Below are 24195 nucleotides of genomic sequence, written 5' to 3' on the forward strand. Positions count from 1 at the left end.
TTTTTCCTCAAAAAGAAAGGTGATAGAATTGCTAATATATTGCTGGGTACCTACATATTGTTATTTAGTTATAACATTATATACAATGTATTATATTGGACCAACCTCCTCAACTCACTCCAATATATACATCTAACGTACACCAATAGAATACTATGGGTTTTATATGGTCCAATTTTGTTTCTTTATATAAGAAGGGTGATTTACAAAAATAAATTTAGATCTATTGACATCCTTCACTTTATACCTCTATTCTATGCTTTGATAAATTATTCTCCTTTTTATTTTCTTACTGTAAATGAAAAAATCGAAACACTTATAAACGGTAAAATGGGAGATTACATATATTTCTACACCCCATACTCTATTACAATTATTGTGGCATTAATGCTCTTTTATTGCGGACTACTATTTTTTTCGTTTAGACCTGTTATTAAAAGTTTTAATAATTCCAGGTGGTTAAATTGGTTAAGCTATTCTTTTTGCGGTTATGTACTCTCTTTTTCTTCTTATTTTGTTTTGGTTTATTTTAATTTACTAAACCCTGGATCTGATTATTTTATCGGTTTTTCTATGATCTTTTTTACTGGATTACTTTCATATTTTGGTTTTCTTCAACCTCAAGTTTTTGATGGTTTATCAATGGACAAAGTGCTTCCATTTAAAAAGTATCAAAAGACAGGGCTTTCTAAAAAATATTCTTTAGAATTAAAAACCATACTGATCGATTTTATGAAAGAAGACAAACCTTACTTAGACAACCAAATAAGAATAAGTCATTTGGCCAAAAAACTTAATATCTCAAAACATCATATGTCGCAAGTTATTAATGAACATTTTGATCTTAGTTTTTTTGATTTCATCAATACATATAGAGTGGATCAAGCTAAACATATGCTAACCAAAGACAATAACCTAAATATGACTGAAATACTATATTCATGTGGTTTTAACAATAGAGTATCATTTTACAAAGCTTTCAAAAAGTTCACCAAAATGACACCATCAGAATACAAATTACTCAAATCAAAAGAGTCCTTAAAAATGGCTTCAAAAAATAATCTTTAACCTCTTTTATTATATAAGACCTAATTAATACATCTACTTATTTTATGACCTTGTAAACTAATTATGTAAACCCTTAGCGGGAAGTATAAAACGCTTCTAAAAAGTAACACATCATCTTCAAGTTTTATATTCATTTGTTTGTAACAATACAAATCATTTATTGAAAATTTAAAAAAACAAACATGATGAAAACAGTAACTACATTAGTATTGATCGTATCAATCTCGCTTTACTCATGCGGAGTTGACGATTTCATTCCTTCTGATGATGATTCTATACCACCCATCGAGTATACCTTATCCACCCTTACCACATTGCCTATAGGAACAGGAGGACTAGACGTTGATTCCTATGGAAATATCTACGCTGGAGATTTTGGAGTAGGACTAGCTAACATTAATGGTTCTGATATCTATAAAATAAATCCTTATACTGGAAATTCAGAAGTTTTTGCCAGTCTAGAACCTTCTGGTCTTACAGGCAATCATTTTGATACTGAGGGCAATCTGTACCAGTCAAATTTTGGATCAAGTAAAGTATTTAAAATAGATCCCCATGGAAATCCTGAGCTTTTTACTGAAGCAGTAGCTTTGCCCACCGGGATAACTATAGATGACAGAGGAAATATTTATATTTTAAGTTGTCAAAATGGTACAATTACTAAATTTACACCAAGTGGAGGCTCTAATGTATTAGCAAGCAGTAGTGATTTTGCTTGCGCAAACGGAATTACCTGGGTAAAAGACACTGGTAATCTATATGTCGTAAATTTCAGTGATGGTAATGTATTACAGATTACACCTACTGGTGATGTTTCTATACTTACAGCAATCCCAAATTCTACCGGAAATGCACATATCACTTCATTTCAGGGGGAACTGTATCTTACAGCTGCTTCTTTAGGTCAAATTTACAAAGTAAGTTTGGATGGTGAATCAGTAGAAGTAATTGCTGGAGATGGCAATGCTGTTAATACTGATGGAAATGCCAAAACTTCTGGATTAAGAACACCAAATGATTTAGCATTTAGCCCAAACGGTAAGCACATATATATTAATTGTGTAGCTAACTCTGGAAACAGCAACGAATTATCTCCTACCGTAATACGAGTTCTAAAAAGAAAATAACTTAGAATAGCATCTCTGCTATAGCATATTAAAAAATGTTGGGGTTGTATACTATTCTACAACCTCAACACCTTTCCAAAAAGCAACATATCCTTTGATCTGTTTTGCTAAATCGCTAGTTTCTGGATAATACCATGCTGCATCCTGATTTTCTTTTCCATCTACCTCAACCGTATAATACGAAGCCATTCCTTTCCAAGGGCAATTTGTATGCGTTGCACTTGATTTAAAAAATTCTTTTTTTATTGCCTCAGGCGGAAAATAGTGGTTATTTTCTATTACTTTGGTGTCATTGCTTTCTGCTATTATCTGGCCATTCCATATTGCTTTCATATACTATATTTTAAAATTCTTTTTATATTTTCTACTATTTAGTCTTTGTAATCAAATAGTCTTTATAATCATTGTTTTGATCTGAAAAAGTTTGAACAATACTTAAACCTGATTCTTCTACTAACCACTTTACGGTATCATCATCATACTTTTGAGAAATCTCTGTATGAATACTTTCCCAAGCTTCAAAATGGACCTGTAAAGACAAATTATTTATATCTACGGTCTGTTTTTCTTTACTTACCAAATAACTTTTGGCGGTACCACTTTCGGGATCATAAGTTTCCCAGTGCATGAATTTATCCAAATCAAAATTACCATCCAGTTCTTTATTAATCCTGGCCAAAACATTTTTATTAAAAGCTGCTGTTACACCAGTTTTGTCGTTATAAGCATCCAAAACTTTCTGCGGGTGTTTCTTTTGATCAAATCCCATAAAAAGAAGATCTCCAGGATGCATTGCATTGTATAATTTTTTAAGGAATTGAATTGCTCTAGAATGCAATAAATTACCGATATTAGATCCCAAAACCATAATAACCTTTTTGCGATCACTCATATGTTTAAGACGGTCCAAAATCTCAAAATATTCTCCTATTTGCCCCTGCACAACAATTTTAGGCATTTCTTCTTTAAGATTTTTAACTAATCCATCAACAGCATTTTCGCTAATATCTATAGGTTTATAATTAAAATCATACTTCTGATGAAGCAACTCTTTTAATAACACTTTGGTTTTCTTTCCATCTCCTGCTCCCAATTCGATAAGATCAAAGCCTTGTTTGGTTGCATCAAAACTTTGAAGAATATCTGATGTATGTGTTTCAAAAATTTCATATTCTGCACGTGTAAGATAATATTCTGGCAGAGCCATTATTTGTTGAAAAAGCTCATCTCCTACCTCGTCATAAAAAAATTTTGAGGATAGATATTTTGGAAAAGCAGTTAAGCCTTCACACACTTCTTTTTCAAAAGTGGAAACTAAAACTTTTTGATCTTTGGAATTCATTGAAAATATAGATTATAAATCTTTCACCAACCGCAATCCAGTAAATTGCCATCTTAAGTGAGGGTGAAAAAAATTGCGATATGTTGGTCTTGTATGATTTTGTGGAGTGGCAACAGAACCACCTCTAAGTACTTTCTGATTGACCATAAATTTTCCGTTGTATTCTCCAAGAGCTCCTGGAGCTTTTTTGTAATTAGGATATGGTAAATATGCACTTTCTGTCCATTCCCATCGTGCTCCCCATTTAAAAAAGGATTGAGCGGCTTCCCATTCGAACTCTGTAGGCAAACGTTCTCCTTTCCATTGAGCAAAAGCAAATGCCTCATAATAAGAAATATGAGTTATTGGAGAATCCACCCTCAATTCTTTTAATCCTCTAAGAGTATATTGATGATACTTACCATCTATTTCATGCCAATATAATGGAGCTTTCACTTTTTCGGTATGTATCCAATCCCAAGCTTCGGCATGCCAAAACAAGCTGTTCTTATAACCTCCATCATTGATAAAGTCCAAATATTCTTTATTTGTGACAAGAGTATTGGCAATAGCATATTTATTAAGGAATACCTTATGCACACCTAATTCATTATCATAACAGAATTCATTTCCAGTATATCCAATTTCATAAATCCCTTCTTCGATACTTATATATTCTGAAATTTGCTCTGATACAGGATTTTCTGTAAATGTATCATTGTATTTTGGAAGCAATGGGTTATTACCCAATATAAATTTTATATCAGTAAGTAATAGTTCCTGGTGTTGCTTTTCATGATGAATTCCAATTTCCAAAAGTTTATAAATTTCTGGATCGTCATTCTCTTCTAAAAAAGCTTGTAAATGTGTAGTAACATAATCTCTATACTCATAAACTTCACTTACCGTGGGTCTAGAAAGATTACCTCTATTAGTCCGTACCACTCGTTTTCCAATGCTTTCATAATAACTATTAAAAACGTAAGCATATTCTGGATGAAAACGCCTGTAGCCTTCAACATATTTAGATAAAATAAATTCTTCAAAAAACCATGTTGTATGCCCCATATGCCATTTTGGTGGGGAAACATCTACTATGGGTTGAATTACATAATCTTCTATCTGAAGAGGTGCACATATTTCTTCAGTATCAGAACGTGTTTTTAAAAAGGTAGTGAGTAAATTATCTGTAACGATCATAAAAAAAGAGTGTATCCGACTTACGAATACACTCAAATTTACTGATTTTTATTTTTTCTGATCCTTTAACAAGGTTAATCCAATGTTAAAATTAACATATAATTACTGTGGTTTTCTAAAAGTAATTGGCACAGTATACGCTACAGCTATAGGTTTATTACCCCACTTACCGGGTTGCATTTTAGGAATTGCTCTTATAATTCTAATAGCTTCTCTTTGTAGATATCGATGAGCACCCGTAACCTCAAGTACTTCTACCTTACCTTTATTGTTTATGATAAATTCTACAGTAACCGTTCCACTAAGACCATCATTTAGAGCTGCATCAGGATACTCAAAATTCTGAATGATATGATTTCTTAATTTCTGATCAAAGCAATTTGCAGGTTCCAATCTTGATCTATCGCACTTTGGCCAAATTGGCGTAATTCCCTTTTCATTCGCATTCTCCTGTGATAAAATTATCGCATCCTGAGAGAAGGAGAATGTTGAAAACAAAATTGTTAATATTAGTAATAGTCTCTTCATTGTAGTTCATTTAAAATTTGGGCTTAAACTGCGACCGCTCCCTTAATATGTGGGTGAGGATCATAGTCTACTAACTTGAAATCATCAAAAACGAAGCCAAAAATATTTTTCACCTCTGGATTGATTATCATTTTAGGCAATTTTCGAGGTTCTCTTGATAGCTGTAATTCTAATTGCTCTTTATGGTTATTGTATATGTGTGCATCTCCAAAAGTATGAATAAACTCACCTGCTTCATAACCACAAACCTGCGCCATCATCATAGTAAATAAGGCATAAGATGCAATATTAAAAGGAACTCCTAAAAAAATATCTGCACTACGTTGATACAACTGACAAGATAATTTGCCATCTGCAACGTAAAACTGAAAAAAGGCATGGCATGGAGGCAAAGCCGCCTTACCATTCGCTACATTCTCTGAAAAAGATTTTGATGTGTCAGGTAAGACACTTGGATTCCAAGCAGACACTAACATACGTCGACTATTAGGATTCTCTCTAAGGGTATCTACTATTTCCTGAATCTGATCAATCTCATTACCATCCCAATTTCTCCATTGATGGCCATATACCGGACCTAAATCCCCTTTATCATCTGCCCACTCATTCCATATACGAACACCATTTTCTTGTAGATAACTAACATTTGTATCTCCTTTTAAAAACCATAATAGTTCGTGAACTATAGATTTGAGATGGAGTTTTTTTGTGGTAACCATAGGAAAGCCTTCGCTAAGATCAAAACGCATTTGATATCCAAAAACACTTTTTGTCCCCGTCCCTGTTCTATCTCCTTTTTCATTCCCATTTTCTAATACATGATGTACCAGGTCAAGATATTGTTTCATTTTTTACTCCTTCGATATTTGTTAAAATTATTCTAATGTAAGTCAAATATACAAAAAATAGGTATTGAGATATTGTTTACAATATAGATTATGAAATAGTTATTAAACAAGTTCATAAATTATATTTTCAATAAAAAAAACGAGTGTATTTTACCCTATTATCATTCCAGCAATAGTAGCTGACAATAAAGAGGCTATAGTACCTCCAAGTAATGCTTTCATACCAAATTCGGACAAGGTTTTTCGTTGTCCTGGAGCAAGAGAGCCAATCCCTCCAATCTGAATTCCTATTGAGGCGAAATTTGCAAAACCACACAACATATATGTTGCCATAATAACCGATTTATTATAGGTTAAATGTGTTGCATTTGTTACATTTTTTAAATCTGCTAATTGTATATATCCAACAAACTCACTAGCTGCTAGTTTTATTCCTAAGAGTTGACCCATCAAGGCTATGTCCTCTTTAGCGACTCCAATCAGCCACATTAATGGAGAGAAAAGATAGCCTAAAATCAGTTCAAGAGATAAGCTTGGATAAGCTGTATTTGATGCTATCCAAGTGTTTATAGAAGTAATATCTCCAACCCAACCCAATATACCATTAAGCATAGCAATAAAAGCTACAAACACTAATAACATAGCACCAACATTTACAGCTAGCTTTAAGCCTTCAGTTGTTCCATTTGCTATAGCGTCTAAAATATTAGATCCTATTTTTTCTGAAGAAACATGTACATCTATATTAATTTCTTCCGTTTGCGGAAATAGTATTTTAGAAATAACAATTGCTCCGGGAGCTGCCATTACTGATGCTGCTAATAGGTGTTTTGCAAATTGTAATCGTAAAACCGGATCATCTCCTCCTAAAAACCCAATATATGCGGCCAGTACAGCTCCAGCAACAGTTGCCATGCCACCGATCATAACCAATAACATTTCGGATTTATTCATTTTTTCTAAATACGCTTTAATTAACAGAGGCGCTTCTGTTTGGCCTAAAAAGATGTTACCAGCGACACTTAAACTTTCTGCTCCAGATATCTTGAGTGCTTTGGTCAACAACCAAGCCAAGCCTTTTACTACTTTTTGAATAATACCTAAATAGAATAATAAAGAAGTTAAAGCTGAAAAGAATATAATAGTTGGTAATACTTGAAAAGCGAATATAAAACCAAAAGTATCCATATCTACAACCAAACCTTCAAACAGAAATTTACTTCCGGCTCTGGTAAAATCTAAAACACTAACAAATAGGCTTCCAACCCATTCAAATATCGTTTGAACAAACGGTACTTTTAAAACTCCAATAGCAATTATTAATTGAAATCCAACACCTAATCCAACTGTTTTCCAATTAATAGCTTTTCGGTTACTGCTAAATAAAAATGCAATAATCAGAAGTACTATCATTCCCAAAACACCTCTCCATAAACTACTAAAAGAGAAGCCCTGGTTAGGTATCAGTTGATTTACCTCCACTACAGGCGCTACTTCAGTTATTTCTTTTTGAGTAGTAAGAGTATATGTAATTCCTTTTTTAATAACTACTAATGTAGAATCTGTTAAAGTAGTTACTTTATAACGAATTAGAGAATCCTGAGCAGTCTCTGGAAAAAGCAAAAGGATATTATTTTGTTGAATATAATCCCCCTGGAGTATTTCTGAAGCTTCATTAAAAGAATATGAAAATTGTCCTTTTTCTAATTGAAGATAATCATCTTTCCCAACATTAGAAACCTCTTCTGAAGCTCCATCAATTTTTTCTAAAACCCATCTTTTCTCTATTGATTGTGCAGATAATACAGTAAAAATAAATAGTGAAAACAGAAAAGTAAGTACTCCTTTCTTCATAAATATTGAAATCATTTAAAAAAACATATTAGATTTTTTTATATCGACATATAAAACTATCCTCTTTTAGAAATCTCATCTCGAATTCTTGCCGCTAATTCATAATCTTCATTATTAACAGCTTGGTCGAGCATTCGGTTAAGTTCTTCCAGAGACAAATCTTTATAGCTAGTTTCTTTGCCTACCATTTCAATATCATCAGATACAAGTTCGTCTACTAATAAGCTTTCAGGATCATTTTCATCATCCTTCTTCGGGTTTACTTTAAGATATATCCCCGCTTGATCCAAGATATTCTTATATGTAAATATGGGTGCTTGAAATCGCAATGCTAAAGCAATTGCATCACTTGTTCTTGCATCTATAATTTCTTCTATCTTATCACGCTCACAGATAATACTAGAGTAGAAAACACCATCTACCAACTTGTGAATAATCACTTGTTTTACAACAATGTCAAATCGATCTGCAAAGTTTTTAAAAAGATCATGGGTAAGTGGTCTAGGCGGCTTAATTTCCTTTTCTAAAGCAATAGCTATAGACTGTGCTTCAAAAGCTCCTATAACAATTGGTAACTTCCTTTCTCCATCCACCTCGCTTAAAATTAGTGCGTATGCACCATTTTGGGTTTGACTGTATGATATTCCTTTTATGTTCAGACGAACTAAACTCATATTGCTCTCAATAAAAAAAGGCTGTTTGAACATATGGACTTTTACCTCAGTTCAAACAGCCCTGAATTGGGCACAATTTATGAAAATTATGCGTTATTCGCTTTAAATTCTTTTAATTTTTCAATAAGTTTTGGCACTACTTCAAAAGCATCTCCCACTATTCCATAGTCTGCCGCTTTGAAGAAAGGGGCTTCAGGATCATTATTAATTACCACTTTTACTTTACTAGCATTGATCCCTGCCAAATGTTGAATAGCACCAGAAACTCCAATTGCTATATATAAGTTTGAAGCGACTGGTTTTCCTGTTTGGCCAACATGTTCTCCATGTGGTCTCCATCCCATATCACTTACTGGTTTAGAACAAGCAGTAGCTGCGCCAAGTACACCTGCAAGTTCTTCTATCATCCCCCAATTCTCTGGCCCTTTTAATCCACGACCTCCAGACACAACAATTTCTGCATCTGCAATAGAAACTTTATCAGTAGCTTTATCAACTGCTGTTATTTCTACTGTAAAGTCATTATCAGAAAGTGTTGGTTCAAATGCTTCTGCAGCTGCTGCTCCAGAATTTTCTTTAAGTCCAAAAGCATTATTAGATAATCCTATTACCTTAACATCAGTAGTCATTTCGGTGATATTAAAGGCTTTATTTGTAAATGCCGTACGTTTAACCTTAAAAGGAGAAGTACTTTCTGGTAATGCAACTACATTTGATGCATATCCTGCATCAAGATGCACAGCTAATAACGGTGCTAAAAACTTACTATCCGCAGTAGAACTTACCACAATTACTTTTGTTTCTTCTTTTTCTGCTGCTTGCTTAATTGCATCTGCATATGCTTTTGCATTAAAAGCAGTAAGTTTATCATTTTTAATTTCTAACACCTTATCTACTCCATAGGCACCTAGTTCATTACTATCACCACCATTAACACTCACTGCTGTTACCGTTGTACCAAGCATATTAGCAACTTCTTTTGCATAAGAAGCCACTTCAAAAGCGGTTTTTTTAAATTTTCCGCCTTCACTTTCTGTATATACTAAAACTGACATATTTCTTATTTTTTGCTACTGATCTGATCTCAGTATTTATTTTAAATTTTGTTTTTAAGCCGGATTAGATCACTTTAGCTTCATTGTGTAATAAAGAAACTAATTGATCAATATTTTCAGGATCTACCAATGTTACATCTCCTTTGGGAGCTGGTTTTTGAAACTGGACAGCCTTTGTTTCCTGACCTGCCTCGATAGGTTCGACTACTGTAAGTGGTTTTTTACGAGCCATCATGATTCCACGCATATTAGGAATACGCAAATCACTTTCCTCAACTAATCCTTTTTGCCCTCCGACAACCAAAGGTAATTTGGCAGTAGAAGTTTCTTTCCCTCCATCAATCTCACGAATCGCAGTTGCAGTATCTCCTTCTATTTCTAATCCAATACATGTATTTACAAAATTGGCATCTGTTATCGCAGCTACCATACCAGGCACCATTCCTCCATTATAATCTATAGACTCTCTTCCTGCGATCACAAGGTCATATCCTCCATCTTGTACAACTTTTGACAATTGTTTAGCCACATAAAAACCATCTGTAGCTTCTGCATTAACGCGAATTGCATTGTCTGCACCAATAGCCAACGCTTTACGTAAAGTAGGTTCTGTTTCTGGACCACCAACATTTACGACATCTACAGACGCACCTTGCTTTTCTTTAAACCACATTGCTCTTGTTAATCCAAATTCATCATTAGGGTTGATTACAAATTGTACCCCATTAGTATCGAATTTAGTATCACCATCCGTAAAATTAATTTTGGAAGTTGTGTCCGGCACATGGCTAATACAAACTAATATCTTCATTTTATATAGGTATTTTTTGAGAATTTAATAATAAAAGCGAAGGTACAAATAAAAAGTCAAATTTACTATGCGTGCATAATAAATTTTTCAATTTTACACCCCTACTAAAGGGTTTTAATTGCTACTTTTGCCTTTCGTGTAGCACAAAATAATTATAAAGTCAATGAAAACGATACAGTTCAGAGAAGCAATTTGCGAAGCAATGAGTGAAGAAATGCGACGAGATGAATCCATATATTTAATGGGTGAAGAAGTTGCAGAATATAACGGAGCATACAAAGCCAGTAAAGGAATGTTGGATGAATTTGGTCCTGATCGTGTTTTGGACACTCCTATATCTGAATTAGGGTTTTCTGGAATTGGTGTAGGAAGTGCAATGAACGGTAATAGGCCTATTATCGAATTTATGACTTTCAACTTTTCATTAGTAGGTATTGACCAAATCATTAACAATGCAGCAAAAATGCGTCAAATGACAGGTGGTCAATTTAATATCCCAATAGTATTTAGAGGTCCAACAGCTTCTGCCGGTCAATTGGGAGCTACGCATTCTCAAGCTTTTGAAAACTGGTTTGCCAATACACCTGGTCTTAAAGTAGTCGTTCCTTCTAATCCTAAAGACGCCAAAGGTTTACTAAAATCTGCAATTCGAGATAACGATCCTGTTATTTTTATGGAAAGCGAACAAATGTATGGGGATAAAGGAGAAGTTCCTGAAGGAGAATATACAATCCCTCTTGGAGTAGCCGAAATTAAAAGAGAAGGTAGTGATGTCACCATCGTTTCCTTTGGAAAAATTATTAAAGAAGCTTACAAAGCCGCAGATGAACTGGCAAAAGAAAATATTTCTTGTGAAGTTATCGACTTAAGAACTGTTAGGCCTTTGGATCTTGAAGCTATATTTACTTCTGTAAAAAAAACCAATCGTTTAGTTGTTTTAGAAGAAGCATGGCCTCTTGCTAATATTTCTTCTGAAATTACTTATCAGGTTCAAGCAAATATTTTTGATTATCTAGATGCACCAATTGTAAAAATTAATACCGCAGATACCCCAACACCTTATTCTCCTGTATTATTAGAAGAATGGTTACCAAATAGTAAAGATGTTGTTAAAGCTGTCAAAAAAGTGATGTATAAATAAAATGAACTCCTTTATTTTGCGTTTCTTCAATTTCAGGAACATCACCAAATGTAAAAAATGGCCTAAAAATTGAGGTGATCCACTAATTATCACAAGTATTAATCTTAACATCTTTAGATGAGACATTTGATTTTAGGAGTATTTCTCACTTTTTTTTGCTCAACTTTCATTCATTCACAAACTAAAATAGGCGGACAGGTATTCGATAGTAATAAACAACCTGTACCCTTTGCCAATATCGTATTTGTAAACTCTACAATTGGTACGATTACAGATGAGAATGGTAGATTTTATATGGAATCTGAAAATAACTATTCTAGTATAAAGGTTTCATTTATTGGTTTTAAAACCAAAACTATCAAGCTCACCAAAGCGGTTACGTACAAAATGGAAATCCTTCTTGAAGAGGAAGCTGCAACATTAGACGAGGTTGTTATTTACAAAGGAAAAACTTCTAAAAAAAATAATCCTGCAATAGATATTCTAAAGAAAATCTGGGATAACCGAAGAGAAAATGGTGTAAAAAAGTTTAAGCAATACACTTATGATAAATACGAGAAACTAGAATTTGATTTAAATACCATAGATAGCTCTCTGATTAATAGCAGAATTTTTAATGGTATGGAATTCATTTTTGATGATGTAGATACTTCTCGAATAACAGGGAAGACTTATTTACCTATTTTCCTGAATGAAGCCAGTTCAAAAGTGTATGGAGATAATATCCTTAATGAATCTAAAGAAGTTCTAACAGGAAATAAAAATGCAGGTTTTAGTGATAACCAAACATTAATTGCTTTTGTTAAAGATTTGTATTCAGACTACGACATTTATGATAATTATCTAAAATTCTTTGATAAAAGTTTTACTAGTCCTTTATCTAGAACTGGTGTTGGTGTATATAATTATGTCCTTTCAGATAGCGCTTATATTGGTAACAAATGGTGTTATAACATCATATATTATCCTAGAAGGAAAAATGAACTAACCTTTAAAGGAGATTTCTGGGTAAATGATACTACCTGGGCTATTAAAGAAATAAATCTGGAAATCACAAAAAGTGCAAATATTAACTGGGTAAAGGACCTTTATATTGAACAGGAGTTTGATGTATTAAACGATTCAATTTTTTTAATCACCAAAGACTATTTCCAATCCGATTTTGCTTTTAGTAAAAAAGAAAAATCTCGTGGAGTCTATGGTAAAAGGACGACCCTATATGACAAGTATAAATTTGACATAAAAAAGGATAGAAAATTTTACCAAACCCAGGTAGATCCCTATGATCAGGATATTTATAATCGCGAAGATTCTTTCTGGGAAAATGCCAGAATGGAAGAATTAAACAAGGATGAACAAAAAGTATATAAATTATTAGACACGCTTAGAACTGTAAAAGCTTTTAAACGTCTTTATAATATAGGAACCATATTAGCTACGGGGTATGTAGAATTTAATGGTTTTGATTTTGGTCCTTTATTCTCCACTATTGGATATAATGATATTGAAGGATTTAGATTAAGAGCAGGTGGTAGAACTTATTTTACATCTAATGACAGATGGCGTATAGAAGGATATGGAGCATATGGATTTAAGGACCAAAAATTTAAATATGGCATCTCTGGTAAATACCTTATTGATCGAAAGTCCAGACTTATTGTTTCTGGAGGAAATCGAAGGGATGTAGAACAGTTAGGAGCAAGTTTAACAAACACAAATGATGTAGAGGGTAGAAGTCTTGCTTCGTCATCTATTATAGCAACTGGCGATAATGACAGGTTAACTTCTATCAATTTATCAGCGCTCTCGTTGGCTATTGAACCCAGAAAGAATCTTATTTTTGGAGTCACTGGTTCATATCGAAATTTAAAACCTGCAGATCGATCGTTATTTAGTCTCGATTTTGTAGATCCAGAAACTAATGAACTTCAATCTGAAATACAACAGACCGAAATAGCAACGTCACTCGCGTATTTCCCGGGTCGAAAGACTACAGGGTATGGTGTAGATAGAGTAACCGTAAATGAAGGTGATTTTGCTACTTTATTCCTTAATTACAGCGCAGGTTTACAAGGTATTATCGATAGTGATTTTGAATATCAAAAAATTCAATTCTTATATCAACAACCTTGGAACATAGGTGGTTTTGGACGATTAAATAGTACTTTAGAAGTAGGTAAAACATTTGGAGATGTGCCTCTTGGGTTATTAAGTGTTATCCCTGGAAATCAAACTTACTTATCTATTTACAATACATTTCCTTTACTTAATTTTTATGAATTTGTAACCGATACTTATGCTACGTTACACTTAGAACATAATTTCAACGGAAGAATATTTTCAAGAATTCCATTCTTAAGAAAGTTAAATCTTAGAGAGTTAGTTGGAGTACGTGCAGCATGGGGCCAGTTATCAAATGACAATATTTTATTAAGTGCTCCATCCAATGAAATCTTAATCGCTCCAGAAGACGAGGCTTATTGGGAGTATAGTTTGGGTGTTGGAAATATTTTTAAAATTTTTAGAATAGACTTTCATTTTAGAGGAAACTATTTTGATAATCCTGACGCACGTAAATTTGGAGTTACAGGGTCTTTTGGCTTTTACTTCTAAAACAAAGGGAATCAAATTATAATATAGAAATAATAAACTATTGTTTTTACTTAGCAAAGTATAGGTTCTTTTTTCTGAAAACGTTATAGTTTATCTCTACGTTAAGATTTCATAAGAAATATAATAATTTTTCCTTATAAATTTTAACTAACCCCTTGTAATACCTATCTTTGCCGCCCAATAAAAAGAGAATAAACTTATGAGCGCAGCTAACAGCGAAAGCTTTGATGTACTTATCGAGATTCCTAAAGGAAGTCGAAATAAATACGAATATGATTTTGATATAAAAAAAATACGATATGATCGTATGATTTTTTCATCTATGATGTATCCAGCAGATTATGGATTTATTCCAGAAACTCTGGCATTAGATGGAGATCCACTGGATGTTTTGGTACTTGTTACAGAACCAACATTCCCTGGTTGTGTAATGGAAGTAAAACCTATTGGTGTTTTCCACATGACCGACGAAAAAGGACCTGATGAAAAAATTATATGTGTCCCAATTGCTGATCCAATAGCAAGTAGACTTGCTGATCTTAAGGAAATGAACCCTCACCTTATCAAAGAGATTGAGCATTTTTTCCAAGTGTACAAAGATCTGGAAAGAAAAAAAGTTGATGTTGGTGGATGGGGTAATATTGACGAAGCTAAAGAAATTATCAAAGCATGTGTTAAACGCTTTGACGAAATTGAAAATAGACCAGAAGGATTATTTAGCATTTCTTAAGTAAGCTATATACAATCTTTAAAATAAAAGACGTGATATTTCATCTGAAATATCACCTTTTATTTTACATCATACTCATCTGGAAACTCCCGTTCATATAATTTCATTTGAGATCTACTCATATGCTCTGTAATATTATAATTTCTTTTATATTTATATTGGATAAGTATTGGATAATTTATCTTGTAGTTTACATTGATCAGATTTCCATCATCATATTCAAAAATATTAAAAGCCCAATAACTATGGGCATTAGTACGTTCTAGATTCATCGTTACAATCTCATAATTTCCATCGTTATCAACATCTCTTTCTACTCGGTTTTCATCAATCATCATATCATAAAAAGACACTTTTTTAAACAAACCATCTTCCCTTTGAAATAAATACATCACCTTAACCAGCATACCCATTATACCATTTCCTGTACCTTGATGCACCAATTTCACATCTTTAAGACCATCTCCATTGATATCTGAAACAATCACAAGTGTCCCATTCATCGTTAATGGCGAAAAAGAACCCGGTTGTTTTATGTTCTGAATTTGACTTTTATTTCTAAAAACCCTAATCTCTCCCATAGCTGTCGTCTTCTCTAACCAAGTTAATTGAATAGTGAGTTTATCTTCATTACTAAAGAAATGATCTATAGATAAAGTACAATCATACCTTCCTTTTGTGTCTATTCTATCATAAATTTTCCAATCTCTATGCATTGTATAGTTCGGTGACGAATAACTCTCAAATGGATACTGAGCTTCAACAAAGCTTACTGAAAAAAAAGTGAAAAATAGTATTAGAAACAAAGTTCTTTGAATAGGTATACGCATATTAAACATATTTTAAAAATGTTGATAAAATTAAAATATCTTTACCATAGAAAAACTCCCTGAAAACCGTAGTTTTATCAATATTTCCAGCGTTCGATTATCATTTTCTCTACTATTTAACTATACTTTTGTATTTAGGGTATTTTTACTACATTTAGCGACTAATTAAACTAAAAAGACATTTATGCAATCAAATATGATTTATGTGCCAATTGTTTTGGCACTATTAGGGCTAATTTATATGCTTATTAAGAAATCTTGGGTAATGAAACAAGATGCCGGTGATGGCAAGATGAAAGAAATTTCGGATCATATTTATGAAGGTGCCTTGGCTTTCTTAAATGCAGAATATAAACTTCTTGCAATATTTGTCGTAATAGTCAGTATATTATTATTTATTGTTTCTATCGTAGTTGATACAACACACTGGTTAATTGTAATCGCTTTTGTTTTTGGAGCTGTATTTTCTGCTTTTGCAGGAAATATAGGAATGAAAATTGCTACCAAAACAAATGTTAGAACTACCCAGGCAGCTCGTACTAGTTTACCAAATGCACTTAAAATATCTTTTGGAGGAGGTACGGTAATGGGACTGGGAGTTGCAGGATTAGCCGTATTAGGTTTAACCGCATTCTTTATTATATTTTATCATGTCTTTATGGGAGGTGAATGGGTTTCTACAGATAAAATGACCATAGTTTTAGAAACATTGGCCGGGTTTTCTCTAGGTGCAGAATCCATTGCTTTATTTGCTCGTGTAGGTGGAGGTATTTATACAAAAGCTGCAGATGTTGGAGCTGACCTTGTTGGTAAAGTAGAAGCAGGTATCCCAGAAGATGATCCTCGTAACCCTGCTACTATTGCAGATAATGTAGGTGATAATGTAGGTGATGTTGCTGGTATGGGGGCTGATTTATTTGGATCTTATGTAGCAACTGTTCTTGCAGCAATGGTATTAGGAAATTATGTAATTAAGGATATGGGAGGCTCTATTACAGATGCTTTTGGAGGTATTGGACCGATTCTATTACCTATGGCAATTGCAGGTGTTGGTATCGTTATCTCAGTAATAGGTACAATGCTTGTTAAAATAAAAAGTAATGATGCCAAAGAAGCTCAAGTAATGGGAGCGCTGAATGTGGGGAACTGGACATCAATTATCTTAGTTGCAGCAGCTTGTTTTGCACTGTGTACCTGGATGCTACCCGAAACAATGAAAATGGAATTCTTTGGAGAAGGACTTGTAGAGATTTCTTCGATGAGAGTTTTTTATGCAACTTTAGTTGGTTTGATCGTAGGAGCAGTAATTTCATCAGTAACCGAATATTATACAGGATTAGGGAAGTCACCTATCCTTAAAATTGTACAACAATCAAGTACAGGTGCTGGAACCAATATTATTGCTGGTTTAGCAACAGGTATGATTTCTACATTCCCTTCTGTATTATTGTTTGCAGGAGCCATTTGGGCATCTTATGCTTTTGCAGGATTTTATGGAGTTGCATTGGCAGCATCTGCAATGATGGCTACTACAGCAATGCAATTAGCCATTGATGCTTTTGGACCTATCTCAGACAATGCTGGTGGTATTGCAGAAATGAGCGAACAAGAACCTATAGTAAGAGAACGTACAGATATATTAGATTCTGTTGGTAATACAACAGCAGCGACAGGAAAAGGATTTGCAATTGCCTCTGCGGCATTGACATCCTTGGCCTTATTTGCTGCTTATGTTACCTTTACAGGAATTGATGGTATTAATATTTTTAAAGCACCGGTTTTAGCCATGTTATTTGTTGGAGGTATGGTACCTGTAGTATTTTCTGCCTTAGCTATGAATGCAGTAGGAAAAGCAGCTATGGAAATGGTACAGGAAGTCCGTCGCCAATTTAAGGACATCCCCGGAATTATGGAAGGTACAGGAAAACCAGAATATGATAAATGTGTTGCTATTTCTACTAAAGCCTCTCTTAAAGAAATGATGTTACCCGGTTTATTAACCATCGGATTTCCTTTGGTAATAGCTTTTGTTCCTTTATTATTTGGAATGAACACCTTAGCAATTGCTGAAATGCTAGGTGGATATATGGCAGGAGTTACCGTAAGTGGTGTATTATGGGCCATCTTCCAAAATAATGCAGGTGGTGCATGGGATAATGCTAAAAAATCGTTTGAAGCTGGTGTTGAGATTAATGGAGAAATGACATATAAAGGTTCTGATGCTCATAAAGCAGCCGTTACCGGAGATACTGTTGGAGATCCATTTAAAGATACATCTGGTCCATCAATGAACATTTTAATTAAATTGACATGTCTTATTGGTCTCGTAATTGCACCTATTTTAGGAGGTCATACTTCAGAAACTGCTGTTGCTGAAGATCAAATTGAAGTACTACAATCTAAGGACAATACTTCTGAAAAGAAAATGGAAGTAACTATGAAAGTGGAAAATGATTTGGCAATAGCTACAGTAACTATAAATACTTCAGAAAACGGAAAAATAAAACGTGAAGTAAGAGAATTACAAGGATCTGAATCAGAAATAAAAGCCGAAATCGCAGCAATAAGAGCTTCTTTGAAGTAAAAATATAAAAATTAATGTCTAAACAACCTCGCTCTTTGGGCGAGGTTGTTTATTTTTATTTAAAATCTATATTTTTTCATGTTCAAGAAAAAAGCTTTACGAATTAATACGTATCTGGGGTATGGCACAAGCACTCTTTTTCGTGCCACCGGAAGAGCCCTTGAAGATGAAAATGTTGATTTTAGTACAAATCAGAGCGTCTTCAAAACATTACGTAATATTTATAGACAATTTGAAAGTGACGAAATCAGAAATATTCCAATAGAAATAAAATTACCCAACGGTAAAATCATAGAAACTCAAACAGATCAAGAAGGATATTATCATCTTGAACTTGACATCGATACTCTTTTTGAACATAAAAACAATAGAGGTTGGATACCCTATACTGCTTCATATAAAAAAGAAAATAAATATAAAACCATAAGTAGTAATAACGAGTTTAAAAGCGAAATGCTTATTCCATCAGATCAGGCTGATTTTGGAATCATAAGTGATATTGATGATACTATTCTACATACAGGAGTGGCATCTTTATTTAAGTGGAGAGTAATCGCCAATACTGTTTTTAAAAATTTTGATAAAAGAACAGCAATAGAAGGTACTGTAAAGTTTTATAAAAAACTACATCTAGGTATAAAAGGATCATCTAATAATCCTTTTTTTTATGTTAGTAATAGCCCTTGGAACTTATACGATTACCTGAGTGCATTTTTTAAGAAAAATCATTTTCCTAAAGGTCCGATTTTACTTAGAGATTTTAGAACTCCTTTTGATAAAACACCAAAACCTAAAATACCTCATAAGCAATCTGAGATTCTAAATCTTTTAAAGATGTATCCACATTTAAACTTTATTCTTATTGGAGACAGTGGAGAAAAAGATGCAGATATCTATACAAAGATCGCAGAAGAGTATCCAAGACGAATTCTTGCTATATATTTAAGAAATGTAAAGCATCGTCGCAAAGAAAAGCGCATCAAAAAAATTATACACGCTTTTAACGTATGTCCTATTTTACTAATTCATACATCAGAAGAAGCAATAGCACATGCTAAAACATCAGGTTTTATTCATTAAATCTTCAAGCCTCTCACCTCAGAAGTTAATGCTACCATAGCTTCCTGTAGTTTCTTAATACTTGCTGTATCAGAATTTGCATCAATGTTAAAACTTAGTTTACTATTAATTTCCCAAAGTTCTGTAATTTGATGGGTTTGAATGGTATAAGGAAGATATTCTGAATTTAAAGAAACCAATGTTATTACAGAGACATCTTCATTTTTTCTAATCTTTTTCACTACCACACTATCCTCTAGAACAACTACACAAATAGTATTATTACTTACCTCAGACAAGTTATTCACGGCTTTTCCTATTACCCACTCTTTAGGCTCAAATAAAGGTAACATACTATCTCCTTCAACCTGAAATCCACGATACGTGGCATTTCTATATTCTGGTAATGGAATATCAAAAGCAGGCAATTGTTGATACCAATCCAAATCCTGAACATTATGAGGATATCCTGCAGCTGCTTTTACATTGACTAAAACTATGTTCTCATTATTCTCAGAATCTATGGTTACCACTTTTGGAGAAACATCCCCAAGATGTAATTGTATCTTTTTTTGGGTACTTTCACCAAATAACCATAACGGATTAATATTAAACTTATCAAGTAATCTGGCCACTACTCTTCCCGAAATTTTAGTCTTCCCTCTTTCTATATCAGCTGTAGAATTTTTAATCTGTAAAACTTTGGCAAAATCAGATTGGGTATAATGGTTCTCTTCGCGAATTTGTTTAAATCGCTTAATGGTTTGGTCAGTTGAATTATCCATGAAATCGAAATTTTAATATTATTATCTTACAAAACAGCACCTGTACTTGGGATAATCATAACAAAGATAATAGATTTTGGAATATTTCCAATTTTAACATAATTTTATTTTAATATTTATGGAATTTTTCCATAAATTTGGAAAAATTACAACTAAATCCATCATTATGTCTTCACAAAGCATCCCGCTGTATCAAAAAGTATCTGAGAAAATTATCCGTCACTCCTTGGATAACTCCATTACTGCAGTAGATCAACTTCAACAGAAACTTGCTGAAAAAGGATTCCGTTTCCTTCGAAATCAAAATCTTAACAATTACACTTTTGATTTCTATTGTCCTATTTTAAAAATTGCTATAGAAATTGATAGCTATGCGCATGAATTTTCGGATATCCATAATCTTGATGCTCCAAAAAAACTATACATCTCTTCACTAGGCATAACCGTACTTAGGTTCACAGATTATCAGATTCTAACGGATATTGAAGAAATTTCAAGAACTGTAAAAAGTTTAATAAGTACTTCAAACGAACGTATCTATGTCGTTTGAAAGAATACGAGAAAAGCTATCCATTTTGGCAGATGCCGCTAAGTACGATGTATCTTGTGCCAGCAGTGGTGGTAAACGCTCAAACTCCAATAAAGGCTTAGGAAATAATACCGGAATGGGTATTTGTCATAGTTATACAGAGGATGGTCGTTGCGTTTCTTTACTAAAAATTTTACTAACCAATCATTGTATCTACGATTGTGCATATTGTGTTACCAGAAAAAGTAACGATATCCAGCGCGCTGCATTTAAGATACAAGAAGTAGTGGATTTAACCATTAACTTCTATAGAAGAAATTATATAGAAGGGCTATTTCTGAGCTCTGGAATATTTAAAAATTCTGATTTCACTATGGAACGGTTAATTGCCGTTGCCAAAAAGCTTCGGTTAGAAGAAAATTTTAATGGGTATATTCATCTAAAATCGATTCCTGGAGCAAGTGATGAATTAATGCGTGAAGCAGGGTTATATGCCGATCGATTAAGTGTAAATATTGAAATCCCAACAGTATCTGGATTGAAACTATTAGCTCCAGACAAAAAACATGAAGACTTTATCAAACCCATGCAAAAAGTCAAAAATGAGATCATTCAATATAAATCAGAACGTAAAATTATAAAAAGTACTCCTAGATATGCCCCAGCTGGTCAAAGTACCCAAATGATTATTGGTGCTACCGGAGAAAGTGATCGTGACATCATGTATTCTGCAACCTATTATTACAAGCAATTTAATATGCGTAGAGTGTATTATTCTGGTTATATACCGGTACTACCAGATAATAGACTACCATCTTTGGGAACTGAAGTTCCCATTTTAAGAGAAAATCGCTTATATCAAACCGATTGGCTTTTAAGGTTTTATGGATTTTCTGTCCATGAGATTTTAAATGATTCTCATAAAAACCTGGACTTGGACATTGATCCAAAATTAAGTTGGGCATTACGCAATCTTGATCTATTTCCTATTGACATAAATACAGCTGAAAAACAAATGCTTTCCAGAGTTCCTGGCATCGGAATGCAATCGGTTTCTAAAATACTACAAGCAAGAAAATTTAGAAAACTAGATTGGACCCACCTTAAAGCCATCGGTATTGCATTAAATAGAGCACAATATTTTATTACTTGTAACTCCAAAGAATTCTATAGAAAAGAGTTTTCTCCTCTCACATTAAAAAACAAAATTCTTAAAACCTCGAAAAGTAAATACAATACTTATTTTAATAATCAACTAAGTCTGTTCTCATAAATCTAGAATCATGAATCCTCAAACCATAATAATATATGATGGAAGTTTTGATGGATTCTTATGTTCTATTTTTATGATCTATGAACAAAAAATATCAGATGCTATTATTAGAAAGGAATCTGATACTAACAATCAATTATTTACCATAACAGAACATGTCATTACCGAAAAGCACAAAGCCAACAGGGTTTGGAAAGGTGTTAAACTAAAAACAACTCGTAAGGAACAACAAGATTTCTTCAAAGTTTTTCTAAGTGAAATCAAAGGTGTCGAGAATACATTATTAAATTATCTTAAAAATGTTTTTATAAAAAAGAAAGGGGGAAATATCGATTTTAGTAATACTGATATTTTAAAAATGAGCCAGGTCTCCAAAATGGTTGAGCGCGAAAAACATAGAATGGAAGCATTTGTTAGGTTTCAGCTAACTACTGATTCTATTTACACAGCAACCGTTGAACCCGATTTTAATGTGCTGCCTCTTATCATTTTTCATTTTAAAGATCGTTATGCTGATCAAAAATGGCTTATTTATGATCTTAAGCGAAGTTATGGTATTTATTATGATCTAAAAACAGTGCAAATAATAACTATTGATGATTTTTCAAGAAGAAATACAAAAATCTCACCCGAAAAATTAAGTAGTTCTGAACTAGAGTTTCAAATGCTTTGGACCACATATTTTAACCATGTCAATATAAAATCCCGTAAGAACAATAAATTACACAAACAGCATCTACCAAAGCGTTACTGGAAGTATTTAACCGAAAAAAACACAACATTATAATCTGTTAACATATAAATAATGTGATATAATTCTTCAATAGATAAGCTTATTTGAGGCATTTAGCCCCTAGCAGTGTGTATTTTTTACCCATCTTAAATTTCGAATAGACGAAATAAAGTATTATGTTTGGCGTTAAATAACCAAAATTAACTATATCTATTTATTATGAAAAAAATGTTTTTAGGAGCTTTAGCTCTAATGTTCTTAACAGTAATCTCTTGTAAAGAGGCTACAGACAAAGCAAAAGACGCAGCAGATAACGTAGAAGAAGTTGCAGAAGAAGCAACTGAGAAAGTAGAAGAAGCAGCTGAAGAAGTTGCAGAAGCTGTAGAAACCGCTGCTGATGGGGTTCCAAGTTTTAGTGACCCTGCTGTACAAGAGTATGTTAATGCATACGAAGAGTATATGGCTGAGTACAAGAAAATCGCTGAAAGTAAAGATATGACAGCTTTTGCTGGACTTTCTGCTAAAGGACAAGAACTTGCAACAAAAGCTCAGGATATTGCTGGTAAATTATCTGGTGAAGATGCTGAAAAATGGACAGCATATATGACTGCTGCTTCAGAGAAAATGGCAGCTTATGCTAAAGCAATGACTCAGCAGTAGTCAATTTGAGATAATATAACGTCTTTATGATGTTTAAAACCACCTGCATGCAGGTGGTTTTTTTATTCTAGCCATTCTACTTTACTTTCAATCCGATCTCGTTTTGATTCACCTAAGTATTCTGGATTATAATTTCCCAAGTAGAAAAAACCAAGGCATCGTTCCCCTTCTTCAAAATCAAAAAAACCATCCATATACTGTATTAATTTAGGGGTACTCCAATAACAACCAATATCATTAGCAGCACAAGTAAGCCACATATTTTGTACTGCCATAGCCGTTGATGCAACCTCTTCCCACTCTGGTATACGTTCTTTTGGATCCCGCTGCATACAAATCGCTATGATCGCACTGGCCGCATTACAATTATTAATGATTTTCTTGTGTTTAAATGGCGAAAAATCATCGTTAGAAGTAATGTCAGTATAGGTATCAGACAAAAACGCCCCTAATCGATTCTTGGCACCTCCTTGCAATATTTTAAACCTCCATGGCTGTGTAAGTTTATGTGTTGGTGCCCAATTGGCATTTTCTAATAAGGTTTCTATAAATGCCTTAGAAACGACTTTATCGTTGTATTGAGCTGGAAAAACAGATCGTCTACTTCGAATTATTCCATTTATATCTTCTTTGATCATATAATTTTAACCCGTTGTGCATTTAGAAAAAGTTGCGCAAACTGCTAAAAGGCAGTAAATTGTAGTTACGACACTATAATTCATATGCACAACTTTCAAGCAAATTACGATAAAATACTCAAGGTTTTAAAAGG

The 24195-nt window shown here is 33.3% G+C and carries 23 protein-coding genes; 11 read left to right on the forward strand and 12 right to left on the reverse strand.

Going from position 1 to position 24195, the window contains the following annotated elements; all coding sequences use genetic code 11:
- Nucleotides 1-330: 330 nt before the first annotated feature.
- Entirely contained in the window at nucleotides 331-1068 is a 738-nt protein-coding gene (locus FOF46_RS17000; protein WP_160114096.1) for a helix-turn-helix domain-containing protein, read from the forward strand.
- A gap of 182 nt (nucleotides 1069-1250) precedes the next feature.
- The gene (locus FOF46_RS17005; protein ID WP_143917284.1) at nucleotides 1251-2195 is read left to right on the forward strand and encodes an NHL repeat-containing protein; all 945 of its coding nucleotides are present in this window, start codon (nucleotides 1251-1253) and stop codon (nucleotides 2193-2195) included.
- A 51-nt stretch (nucleotides 2196-2246) separates the two neighbouring features.
- Here the strand turns inward: FOF46_RS17005 and FOF46_RS17010 are convergent, their stop codons facing one another.
- From FOF46_RS17010 to FOF46_RS17050, 9 genes are all read right to left on the reverse strand, one after another.
- Nucleotides 2247-2528 carry a DUF427 domain-containing protein gene (locus FOF46_RS17010; RefSeq protein ID WP_109435504.1) on the reverse strand — a complete coding sequence of 94 codons (282 nt, stop codon included), beginning with the start codon at nucleotides 2526-2528 and terminating at the stop codon, nucleotides 2247-2249.
- Between the two features lie 34 nt (nucleotides 2529-2562).
- Complete coding sequence (gene egtD, locus FOF46_RS17015; RefSeq protein ID WP_109435505.1) at nucleotides 2563-3537, reverse strand: L-histidine N(alpha)-methyltransferase; 975 nt, start codon at nucleotides 3535-3537, stop codon at nucleotides 2563-2565.
- A gap of 12 nt (nucleotides 3538-3549) precedes the next feature.
- Nucleotides 3550-4716 carry an ergothioneine biosynthesis protein EgtB gene (egtB, locus tag FOF46_RS17020; RefSeq protein ID WP_143917285.1) on the reverse strand — a complete coding sequence of 389 codons (1167 nt, stop codon included), beginning with the start codon at nucleotides 4714-4716 and terminating at the stop codon, nucleotides 3550-3552.
- A gap of 102 nt (nucleotides 4717-4818) precedes the next feature.
- Nucleotides 4819-5244: an energy transducer TonB gene (locus FOF46_RS17025; protein WP_109435507.1), complete on the reverse strand. Its 426-nt coding sequence runs from the start codon at nucleotides 5242-5244 to the stop codon at nucleotides 4819-4821.
- Between the two features lie 23 nt (nucleotides 5245-5267).
- Nucleotides 5268-6092: a thymidylate synthase gene (locus tag FOF46_RS17030; RefSeq protein ID WP_109435508.1), complete on the reverse strand. Its 825-nt coding sequence runs from the start codon at nucleotides 6090-6092 to the stop codon at nucleotides 5268-5270.
- Between the two features lie 150 nt (nucleotides 6093-6242).
- Nucleotides 6243-7946: a NupC/NupG family nucleoside CNT transporter gene (locus tag FOF46_RS17035; protein WP_143917286.1), complete on the reverse strand. Its 1704-nt coding sequence runs from the start codon at nucleotides 7944-7946 to the stop codon at nucleotides 6243-6245.
- 56 nt (nucleotides 7947-8002) lie between these two features.
- Nucleotides 8003-8620: a bifunctional nuclease family protein gene (locus FOF46_RS17040; protein WP_109435510.1), complete on the reverse strand. Its 618-nt coding sequence runs from the start codon at nucleotides 8618-8620 to the stop codon at nucleotides 8003-8005.
- Nucleotides 8621-8706: 86 nt separating this feature from the next.
- The gene (locus tag FOF46_RS17045; RefSeq protein WP_143917287.1) at nucleotides 8707-9675 is read right to left on the reverse strand and encodes an electron transfer flavoprotein subunit alpha/FixB family protein; all 969 of its coding nucleotides are present in this window, start codon (nucleotides 9673-9675) and stop codon (nucleotides 8707-8709) included.
- Between the two features lie 64 nt (nucleotides 9676-9739).
- A complete protein-coding gene (locus tag FOF46_RS17050) occupies nucleotides 9740-10486 on the reverse strand; it encodes an electron transfer flavoprotein subunit beta/FixA family protein (protein WP_143917288.1) in 747 nt (248 codons plus the stop codon).
- A 163-nt stretch (nucleotides 10487-10649) separates the two neighbouring features.
- On the opposite strand from FOF46_RS17050, the gene FOF46_RS17055 reads away from it, so the two are divergent.
- The 3 genes from FOF46_RS17055 (at nucleotide 10650) to FOF46_RS17065 (ending at nucleotide 14970) form a co-directional block, all read left to right on the forward strand.
- The gene (locus tag FOF46_RS17055) at nucleotides 10650-11627 is read left to right on the forward strand and encodes a pyruvate dehydrogenase complex E1 component subunit beta (protein ID WP_109435513.1); all 978 of its coding nucleotides are present in this window, start codon (nucleotides 10650-10652) and stop codon (nucleotides 11625-11627) included.
- Between the two features lie 117 nt (nucleotides 11628-11744).
- Nucleotides 11745-14240: a DUF5686 and carboxypeptidase-like regulatory domain-containing protein gene (locus FOF46_RS17060; RefSeq protein WP_109435514.1), complete on the forward strand. Its 2496-nt coding sequence runs from the start codon at nucleotides 11745-11747 to the stop codon at nucleotides 14238-14240.
- A 199-nt stretch (nucleotides 14241-14439) separates the two neighbouring features.
- Nucleotides 14440-14970, forward strand: coding sequence for an inorganic diphosphatase (locus FOF46_RS17065; protein WP_109435515.1), 531 nt, complete (start codon nucleotides 14440-14442; stop codon nucleotides 14968-14970).
- Nucleotides 14971-15029: 59 nt separating this feature from the next.
- Here FOF46_RS17065 and FOF46_RS17070 read toward each other — a convergent pair whose 3' ends face one another.
- On the reverse strand, nucleotides 15030-15800 hold the full coding sequence (locus FOF46_RS17070) for a hypothetical protein (protein ID WP_143917289.1): 771 nt from the start codon (nucleotides 15798-15800) through the stop codon (nucleotides 15030-15032).
- Between the two features lie 184 nt (nucleotides 15801-15984).
- On the opposite strand from FOF46_RS17070, the gene FOF46_RS17075 reads away from it, so the two are divergent.
- Both FOF46_RS17075 and FOF46_RS17080 read left to right on the forward strand, forming a co-directional pair.
- Entirely contained in the window at nucleotides 15985-18384 is a 2400-nt protein-coding gene (locus FOF46_RS17075) for a sodium-translocating pyrophosphatase (protein ID WP_109435517.1), read from the forward strand.
- Nucleotides 18385-18462: 78 nt separating this feature from the next.
- On the forward strand, nucleotides 18463-19464 hold the full coding sequence (locus FOF46_RS17080; protein WP_109435518.1) for an App1 family protein: 1002 nt from the start codon (nucleotides 18463-18465) through the stop codon (nucleotides 19462-19464).
- On the opposite strand, the gene FOF46_RS17085 is transcribed toward FOF46_RS17080, so the two are convergent.
- Nucleotides 19461-20228, reverse strand: a complete 768-nt coding sequence (locus FOF46_RS17085) for an XRE family transcriptional regulator (RefSeq protein ID WP_109435519.1) — start codon at nucleotides 20226-20228, stop codon at nucleotides 19461-19463. The two genes, FOF46_RS17080 and FOF46_RS17085, sit on opposite strands and share 4 nt — an antisense overlap.
- Before the next feature lie 166 nt (nucleotides 20229-20394).
- Here FOF46_RS17085 and FOF46_RS17090 point away from each other — a divergent pair, with 166 nt between their 5' ends.
- From FOF46_RS17090 to FOF46_RS32340, 4 genes are all read left to right on the forward strand, one after another.
- Complete coding sequence (locus FOF46_RS17090) at nucleotides 20395-20778, forward strand: endonuclease domain-containing protein (protein ID WP_167571869.1); 384 nt, start codon at nucleotides 20395-20397, stop codon at nucleotides 20776-20778.
- Nucleotides 20768-22030 (forward strand): putative DNA modification/repair radical SAM protein, encoded by a 1263-nt coding sequence (locus tag FOF46_RS17095; RefSeq protein ID WP_143917291.1) that lies wholly within the window; start codon nucleotides 20768-20770, stop codon nucleotides 22028-22030. Before FOF46_RS17090 ends, FOF46_RS17095 begins: the two co-directional genes overlap by 11 nt.
- A gap of 10 nt (nucleotides 22031-22040) precedes the next feature.
- Nucleotides 22041-22817 carry a TIGR03915 family putative DNA repair protein gene (locus tag FOF46_RS17100; protein ID WP_143917292.1) on the forward strand — a complete coding sequence of 259 codons (777 nt, stop codon included), beginning with the start codon at nucleotides 22041-22043 and terminating at the stop codon, nucleotides 22815-22817.
- A 165-nt stretch (nucleotides 22818-22982) separates the two neighbouring features.
- Nucleotides 22983-23423: a hypothetical protein gene (locus FOF46_RS32340; protein WP_200825101.1), complete on the forward strand. Its 441-nt coding sequence runs from the start codon at nucleotides 22983-22985 to the stop codon at nucleotides 23421-23423.
- Between the two features lie 62 nt (nucleotides 23424-23485).
- Here FOF46_RS32340 and FOF46_RS17110 read toward each other — a convergent pair whose 3' ends face one another.
- Complete coding sequence (locus tag FOF46_RS17110) at nucleotides 23486-24061, reverse strand: nitroreductase family protein (protein WP_143917293.1); 576 nt, start codon at nucleotides 24059-24061, stop codon at nucleotides 23486-23488.
- Nucleotides 24062-24195 lie beyond the last annotated feature (134 nt).

Origin of the sequence: Aquimarina algiphila (genome assembly GCF_007489275.1) — a bacterium.
Lineage (GTDB): Bacteria > Bacteroidota > Bacteroidia > Flavobacteriales > Flavobacteriaceae > Aquimarina > Aquimarina algiphila.

Excerpts from the sequence above, each read along its gene's own strand:
- FOF46_RS17000 (WP_160114096.1), top strand. The coding sequence starts at position 331 with ATGGGAGATTACATATATTTCTACACCCCATACTCTATTACAATTATT.
- FOF46_RS17005 (WP_143917284.1), top strand. The coding sequence starts at position 1,251 with ATGATGAAAACAGTAACTACATTAGTATTGATCGTATCAATCTCGCTT.
- FOF46_RS17010 (WP_109435504.1), bottom strand. The coding sequence starts at position 2,528 with ATGAAAGCAATATGGAATGGCCAGATAATAGCAGAAAGCAATGACACC.
- egtD (WP_109435505.1), bottom strand. The coding sequence starts at position 3,537 with ATGAATTCCAAAGATCAAAAAGTTTTAGTTTCCACTTTTGAAAAAGAA.
- egtB (WP_143917285.1), bottom strand. The coding sequence starts at position 4,716 with ATGATCGTTACAGATAATTTACTCACTACCTTTTTAAAAACACGTTCT.
- FOF46_RS17025 (WP_109435507.1), bottom strand. The coding sequence starts at position 5,244 with ATGAAGAGACTATTACTAATATTAACAATTTTGTTTTCAACATTCTCC.
- FOF46_RS17030 (WP_109435508.1), bottom strand. The coding sequence starts at position 6,092 with ATGAAACAATATCTTGACCTGGTACATCATGTATTAGAAAATGGGAAT.
- FOF46_RS17035 (WP_143917286.1), bottom strand. The coding sequence starts at position 7,946 with ATGAAGAAAGGAGTACTTACTTTTCTGTTTTCACTATTTATTTTTACT.
- FOF46_RS17040 (WP_109435510.1), bottom strand. The coding sequence starts at position 8,620 with ATGAGTTTAGTTCGTCTGAACATAAAAGGAATATCATACAGTCAAACC.
- FOF46_RS17045 (WP_143917287.1), bottom strand. The coding sequence starts at position 9,675 with ATGTCAGTTTTAGTATATACAGAAAGTGAAGGCGGAAAATTTAAAAAA.
- FOF46_RS17050 (WP_143917288.1), bottom strand. The coding sequence starts at position 10,486 with ATGAAGATATTAGTTTGTATTAGCCATGTGCCGGACACAACTTCCAAA.
- FOF46_RS17055 (WP_109435513.1), top strand. The coding sequence starts at position 10,650 with ATGAAAACGATACAGTTCAGAGAAGCAATTTGCGAAGCAATGAGTGAA.
- FOF46_RS17060 (WP_109435514.1), top strand. The coding sequence starts at position 11,745 with ATGAGACATTTGATTTTAGGAGTATTTCTCACTTTTTTTTGCTCAACT.
- FOF46_RS17065 (WP_109435515.1), top strand. The coding sequence starts at position 14,440 with ATGAGCGCAGCTAACAGCGAAAGCTTTGATGTACTTATCGAGATTCCT.
- FOF46_RS17070 (WP_143917289.1), bottom strand. The coding sequence starts at position 15,800 with ATGCGTATACCTATTCAAAGAACTTTGTTTCTAATACTATTTTTCACT.
- FOF46_RS17075 (WP_109435517.1), top strand. The coding sequence starts at position 15,985 with ATGCAATCAAATATGATTTATGTGCCAATTGTTTTGGCACTATTAGGG.
- FOF46_RS17080 (WP_109435518.1), top strand. The coding sequence starts at position 18,463 with ATGTTCAAGAAAAAAGCTTTACGAATTAATACGTATCTGGGGTATGGC.
- FOF46_RS17085 (WP_109435519.1), bottom strand. The coding sequence starts at position 20,228 with ATGGATAATTCAACTGACCAAACCATTAAGCGATTTAAACAAATTCGC.
- FOF46_RS17090 (WP_167571869.1), top strand. The coding sequence starts at position 20,395 with ATGTCTTCACAAAGCATCCCGCTGTATCAAAAAGTATCTGAGAAAATT.
- FOF46_RS17095 (WP_143917291.1), top strand. The coding sequence starts at position 20,768 with ATGTCGTTTGAAAGAATACGAGAAAAGCTATCCATTTTGGCAGATGCC.
- FOF46_RS17100 (WP_143917292.1), top strand. The coding sequence starts at position 22,041 with ATGAATCCTCAAACCATAATAATATATGATGGAAGTTTTGATGGATTC.
- FOF46_RS32340 (WP_200825101.1), top strand. The coding sequence starts at position 22,983 with ATGAAAAAAATGTTTTTAGGAGCTTTAGCTCTAATGTTCTTAACAGTA.
- FOF46_RS17110 (WP_143917293.1), bottom strand. The coding sequence starts at position 24,061 with ATGATCAAAGAAGATATAAATGGAATAATTCGAAGTAGACGATCTGTT.